The organism is Kluyvera sp. Awk 3, assembly GCF_028069715.1.
GTDB classification, from domain to species: Bacteria; Pseudomonadota; Gammaproteobacteria; order Enterobacterales; family Enterobacteriaceae; genus Kluyvera; species Kluyvera georgiana_A.
This window is the reverse complement of sequence record NZ_JANEWH010000203.1, coordinates 1-5,733: the sequence shown is the minus strand read 5'-3', so window position 1 is coordinate 5,733 and position 5,733 is coordinate 1. Positions and strand designations below refer to the sequence as shown.

Sequence of the window (5,733 nt, the reverse complement as noted above, 5' to 3'; positions counted from 1 at the left end):
AAAATGTATTATGTTGTCTGACACAATCGCTGCACACTATAACGACAATTCAGTGAGGATCATGATGAACCTGACGACCCTGTCCCACCCTCGTGCGGTTTGCCTAAACGCCCGCTTTACCGATCGCGACGACGCGATTCGCCAGCTTGCGCAGCGGCTGGTTGAACTGGGAAAAATTACCGATGCGGACGCTTATCTTGCGGAAGTATTCGAGCGGGAATCCCTGGGGCCCACAGCCCTTGGTGAAGGACTGGCGGTACCGCATGGTAAAACCGCGGCGGTGAAAGAGGCGGCGTTTGCTGTGGCGACGCTACGTGAACCGCTGGCCTGGGAAGGGGTCGATGGCCCTGAACCGGTCGAGTTGATTTTTTTGCTGGCCATCCCGCCGGCAGAAGCGGGATCGACGCATATCCAGATTCTGACCGATCTGACTACCCGTCTGGCCGATGATGAGGTACGACAGCGGGTGATGGCTGCCGATAGCCCCGAGGCACTACTGGCGGCGCTGGATGCTGAGCCAGAAAAAAGCGTCGCAGCGCTCAGCGATGACGCACCGACAATTGTTTGTGTCACCGCTTGCCCGGCAGGTATCGCCCACACCTATATGGCAGCGGAGTATCTGGAAAAAGCCGGACGCCGGATGGGCGTTAACGTGGTGGTGGAAAAGCAGGGGGCCAACGGCATTGAAGGCCGCCTTACCGCGCAACAGCTGAATGCTGCGCGAGCCTGTATTTTTGCGGCGGAAGTGGCGATTAAAGAGAGCGAGCGTTTTAACGGCATTCCGGCTATTTCAGTCCCGGTCGCCGAACCGCTGCGCCATGCCGAGGCGCTGATTGAACGCGCGCTGGCGTTGAAACCGACGCAAGGCAATAGAATCGCTCAGCCGCAAGAGGCGGTGAAAAAAAGCGTAAAAGCCGAACTGAAGCAAGCGCTGCTTAGCGGGATTTCATTTGCGGTGCCGCTGATCGTCGCCGGCGGGACGGTGCTGGCGGTGGCGGTACTGCTGGCGCAAATCTTTGGCCTGCAGCATCTCTTTGACCTTGAAAACTCCTGGCTGTGGATGTACCGCAAGCTGGGCGGCGGCATGCTTGGCACGTTGATGGTCCCCGTTCTGGCTGCTTATACCGCCTATTCACTGGCGGATAAACCCGCGCTGGCGCCGGGTTTTGCCGCGGGTCTCGCCGCCAATATGATCGGCGCGGGATTTTTAGGCGCGGTGGCCGGCGGCTTAATCGCGGGGTACCTCATGCGTTGGGTGAAACAGCATATTCGCCTTAGCAACCGCTTTAACGGTTTCATGACCTTCTACCTCTACCCGGTCATCGGGACGTTGGCCGCAGGCAGCCTGATGCTGTTTGTCATTGGCGAACCCGTCGCCTGGGTCAACAACTCGCTTACCGCCTGGCTTAACGGACTCTCGGGGGCGAATGCGCTATTGCTGGGCGTGATTCTCGGCTTTATGTGTTCGTTCGACCTCGGCGGCCCGGTGAACAAAGCGGCCTATGCGTTTTGCCTGGGGGCGATGGCCAACGGCGTGTATGGCCCTTATGCCATCTTCGCGTCGGTGAAAATGGTATCTGCCTTTACCGTCACCGCGTCCACCATGCTGGCGCCGAATCTGTTTAAACAGTTTGAAATTGAGACCGGTAAATCCACCTGGCTGCTGGGGCTGGCGGGGATCACCGAAGGGGCGATTCCGATGGCGATTGAAGATCCGGTTCGCGTGATTGGCTCTTTTGTCCTGGGATCGATGGCGACCGGAGCCATTGTCGGCGCCATGGGGATTGGACTCTCAACGCCTGGCGCCGGGATTTTCTCCTTATTTTTACTGCAGCATGGCGGACTAAGCGCTTATGTCGCCGCGGCAGGTTGGTTTGGTGCTGCGCTGGTTGGGACAGTGATTTCCACCGTGGTGCTGCTGCTCTGGCGACGTCAGGCGGTCAGAAAAGGGAAATACGTCACCGACAGCGTGATGCCGTAAGCACTGATTAAACAGGAAACGAAGATGAAAGCAGTATCTCGCGTTCACATAACGCCGCATATGCACTGGGATCGAGAGTGGTATTTCACGACGGAAGAGTCGCGTATTTTACTGGTCAACAATATGGAAGAGATCCTCACGCGTCTTGAGCAGGATGCCGACTATAAATACTACGTCCTGGATGGGCAAACGGCGGTACTGGAGGACTATTTTGCCGTTAAACCGGAAAATCGGCAGCGCGTTAAGTCGCTTGTCCAGGCCGGAAAACTGATTATTGGGCCATGGTATACGCAAACGGATACCACTATCGTTTCGGGTGAATCCATTGTCCGTAATCTGATGTACGGCATCCGCGACTGTATGGCATTTGGCGAACCGATGAAGATTGGTTACCTTCCCGACTCGTTTGGTATGTCCGGGCAGCTACCGCACATTTATAACGGCTTTGGCATCACCCGCGCGATGTTCTGGCGTGGATGTTCAGAGCGCCACGGTACCGATAAGACCGAGTTTTTATGGCAAAGCCAGGACGGCAGTGAAGTTGCCGCTCAGGTGCTGCCGTTGGGCTACGCGATTGGTAAGTACTTACCGGAGGATGAAGCCGGGCTGCGTAAACGCCTCGACAACTACTTTGAGGTGCTGGAAAAAGCCTCGGTGACCAAAGAGATTTTGCTCCCGAACGGCCATGACCAGATGCCGTTACAGCAAAACATCTTTGCGGTGATGGATAAACTGCGGGAGATCTACCCGCAGCGGCAGTTTGTGATGAGCCGTTTCGAAGAGGTGTTTGAGCAAATCGAGGCTCATCGTGATGAGCTGGCGACGCTCCACGGCGAGTTCATCGACGGCAAATACATGCGCGTACACCGCACTATCGGTTCCACGCGTATGGATATCAAAATCGCCCATGCGCGCATTGAGAATAAAATCATCAACCTGCTGGAGCCGCTGGCGACGCTTGCCTGGAGCATGGGCTTTGAATATCACCATGGCCTGCTGGAGAAAATGTGGAAAGAGATCTTAAAAAACCACGCTCACGACAGTATTGGCTGCTGCTGTAGCGACAAGGTTCATCGTGAAATTGCCTCGCGCTTTATCCTCGCTGAAGACATGGCCGATAACCTGATTCGTTTCTACCTACGCAAGATAACGGACAATATGGCGCACAGCGAGGACGACAAGCTGGTCATGTTTAACCTGATGCCGTGGCCGCGCGAAGAGGTGATCAACACCACGATTCGCCTGCGTGCGAGCCAGTTCCGGCTGCTGGACAATAAAGGGCATGAGATCCCCTACTTTATTTGCGCGGCGCGGGAACTCGACCCAGGGCTGATTGATCGCCAGATTGTCCATTACGGTAACTATGAGCCGTTTATGGAGTACGACATCCAGCTTAAACAGATTCTGCCATCGATGGGCTATTGCACGTTGTATATCGAGCCGAATGCGGCGGGTAACCAGGTGCCGGCCGCCGCCCCAACCGAGGCGCTGCTGGAAAATGCCTTCTGGCAGATCGACCTCAACGACGACGGGACCTTGCAGCTACGCGATAAAGACTCGGGCATTGTTTATCAACGCGTGCTGGAGATAGAAGAGGGCGCTGATGACGGCGATGAGTATGATTACTCGCCCTCACGGGAAGAGTGGCTGCTTACTTCGGCCGGGACAGTGTTTGAACATGAGGTCATTCACGACGCCTGGCAAAGCCGCGCCGTGATTCGTTATCGTATGTCGGTCCCCGCTAACCTGAGCGAACGCACGGCGCGTCAGCGCAATGGTGAGCTGGGGGTAGAAATAGCGGTCACGCTCAGCCATAACACCCGTCGTATTGACGTGGAAGTCCGCCTCGATAATCAGGCCGACGACCACCGCGTGCGCGTGCTGATCCCAACGCCGTTCCGTACCGAGGAGGTACTGGCCGACACCCAGTTTGGCACCGTCGTGCGTCCGGTACGCGATGACACGATGGCGAACTGGCAGGCGGAGGGCTGGAAGGAAGCGCCTGTGCCGGTCTGGAACCTGCTGAATTACGCGGCCTTGCAGGAAGGACGTAACGGTCTTGCACTGTTTAGCGAAGGGCTACGGGAATTTGAAGTGATTGGCGAGGAGAAAAAAACCTTCGCTTTAACGCTGATGCGCGGCGTGGGTTTACTGGGCAAAGAGGATTTATTACTGCGCCCTGGCCGCCCTTCAGGGATCAAACTACCGGTCCCTGATTCCCAGATGCGCGGCGCGTTACATTGCCGCTTCAGCCTGTTCAGCTACAGCGGGACCCCACTTAATGCCGGGGTGGCACAGCAGGCGCGGGCCTGGCTTACCCCTATTCAGTGCTATAACAAAATTCCATGGGATGCGATGAAGCTGAACAAAGCCGATTTCACCGTACCCGATAGCTATAGCCTGTTAAGCATGTCACCGGTTGGCTGCCAGCTTAGCGCATTGAAAAAAGCGGAAGATCGCGATGAGCTTATTTTGCGGCTGTTCAACCCTTCCGATAGCGTATCCTGCGAGGCGGCGGTTTCGTATAGCCGCCGCGTTATCCAGTGTCATGAAACCGGAATGGATGAAAAACCGTACGGCGAGCAGGAGGCAGCCCCGGACAGCACCACCGTTTTCCGGCCGTGTCAGTCCCGCACCTTCAGTCTTAAGCTAGCTTGATACTACGCAATAAGCGCCTCCCGGCGCTTATTGCGGGCCTATTTCAGCATGATGCTGAACCCTGCATACAGCGTGAACTCCGGCTGATAGTCCCCTCTGTGTGCTACCGTCCACTGCGGCTCGATAAAACTGTTAACAATATAGTCTCCGACCAGTATCGCCCGCCCGCCGCCTAGCCCAAGTGGGATCACATAGTCATCATTTTTGACGTTGTAGCTCCAGATCGCGGTGGAGCGCAAAAACCAGCCGCGGGACATTTTGTAGATAAGGAACGGTTGCAGCGTCGCCGTCTCAACATGGGCGCGATCGCTATCGCCGGTAAAACTTTTTTGCCACTGTACCAGCGCGCCGGTCAGCCAGCGCGGCGAGGTATTGACCGCCACCGCCGACAGCCCGGCCTGCCATTGCCCGGTACCCAATTCCTCCTTTGCCGCGCTGTTGGTCGTTAGCAGCGGCCCAACGCCCAGTTTGACGCCATCCTGCTTGAGCAAAAAAATATCGAACAGATTGATATCGCCAATGCCGCTGTCGTAGCCGCCGCTGCTTTGCGGGCGAGTCGCCATCGGCACCGTTACGCGCATAATTTGCGGTACCGCAATAAGGTCGTTACTGTCGATGGGGATAGTCGCGCGGAACAGCACATCGTTGGTGTGCTGGTTGGTGCCATCGATTTCAGGCGTGTAGTAATCCTGCACCGCAAAAGAGCTGGCAAGGTGCAGGGGGTTATTGGCTTTATCGACAGCATCTTCGGCATAGGCGTGCAGGGTAACGGGCAAGATCGCAAAGCAGGCGAGTAGGGCGGTAGTCAGTCGAGACGGCATGAGCGTTCCTTGGAAAAAGTAAGTGGAGTATCAGTAAGTTGGCATCTATTCTGACATCGTCTGTGAGGAAAACTGTGGCCTGCCTGAAATAGTTTTTGTGGGTTATTATTTTTAACTCAATTATTTTTAACAATCATTTGAAGCATATCTGAATTAATAGATTGGATTGATGGGCGATCGGGTAAGCGGGAAGGGGAAAAAAGAACGCATTCGCCAGGAAATACCGAAATATGTGCTAGCGAAAAATTACTGTGAACCGACTAACATTATCAT

General features: G+C 55.5%; 3 protein-coding genes. 2 read left to right on the top strand and 1 reads right to left on the bottom strand.

Features of this window, described 5'->3' with window-relative positions; all coding sequences use genetic code 11:
* Window positions 1-64: 64 nt before the first annotated feature.
* Together mngA and mngB are read left to right on the top strand one after the other, a co-directional pair.
* Window positions 65-1,981 carry a PTS 2-O-a-mannosyl-D-glycerate transporter subunit IIABC gene (mngA, locus tag NNN71_RS23365; RefSeq protein WP_271459464.1) on the top strand — a complete coding sequence of 639 codons (1,917 nt, stop codon included), beginning with the start codon at window positions 65-67 and terminating at the stop codon, window positions 1,979-1,981.
* Window positions 1,982-2,005: 24 nt separating this feature from the next.
* The gene (gene mngB / locus NNN71_RS23360; RefSeq protein ID WP_271459463.1) at window positions 2,006-4,639 is read left to right on the top strand and encodes a mannosylglycerate hydrolase; all 2,634 of its coding nucleotides are present in this window, start codon (window positions 2,006-2,008) and stop codon (window positions 4,637-4,639) included.
* A 38-nt stretch (window positions 4,640-4,677) separates the two neighbouring features.
* Here the strand turns inward: mngB and NNN71_RS23355 are convergent, their stop codons facing one another.
* Window positions 4,678-5,460, bottom strand: coding sequence for a hypothetical protein (locus NNN71_RS23355; protein ID WP_271459462.1), 783 nt, complete (start codon window positions 5,458-5,460; stop codon window positions 4,678-4,680).
* Between the last annotated feature and the right edge of the window lie 273 nt (window positions 5,461-5,733).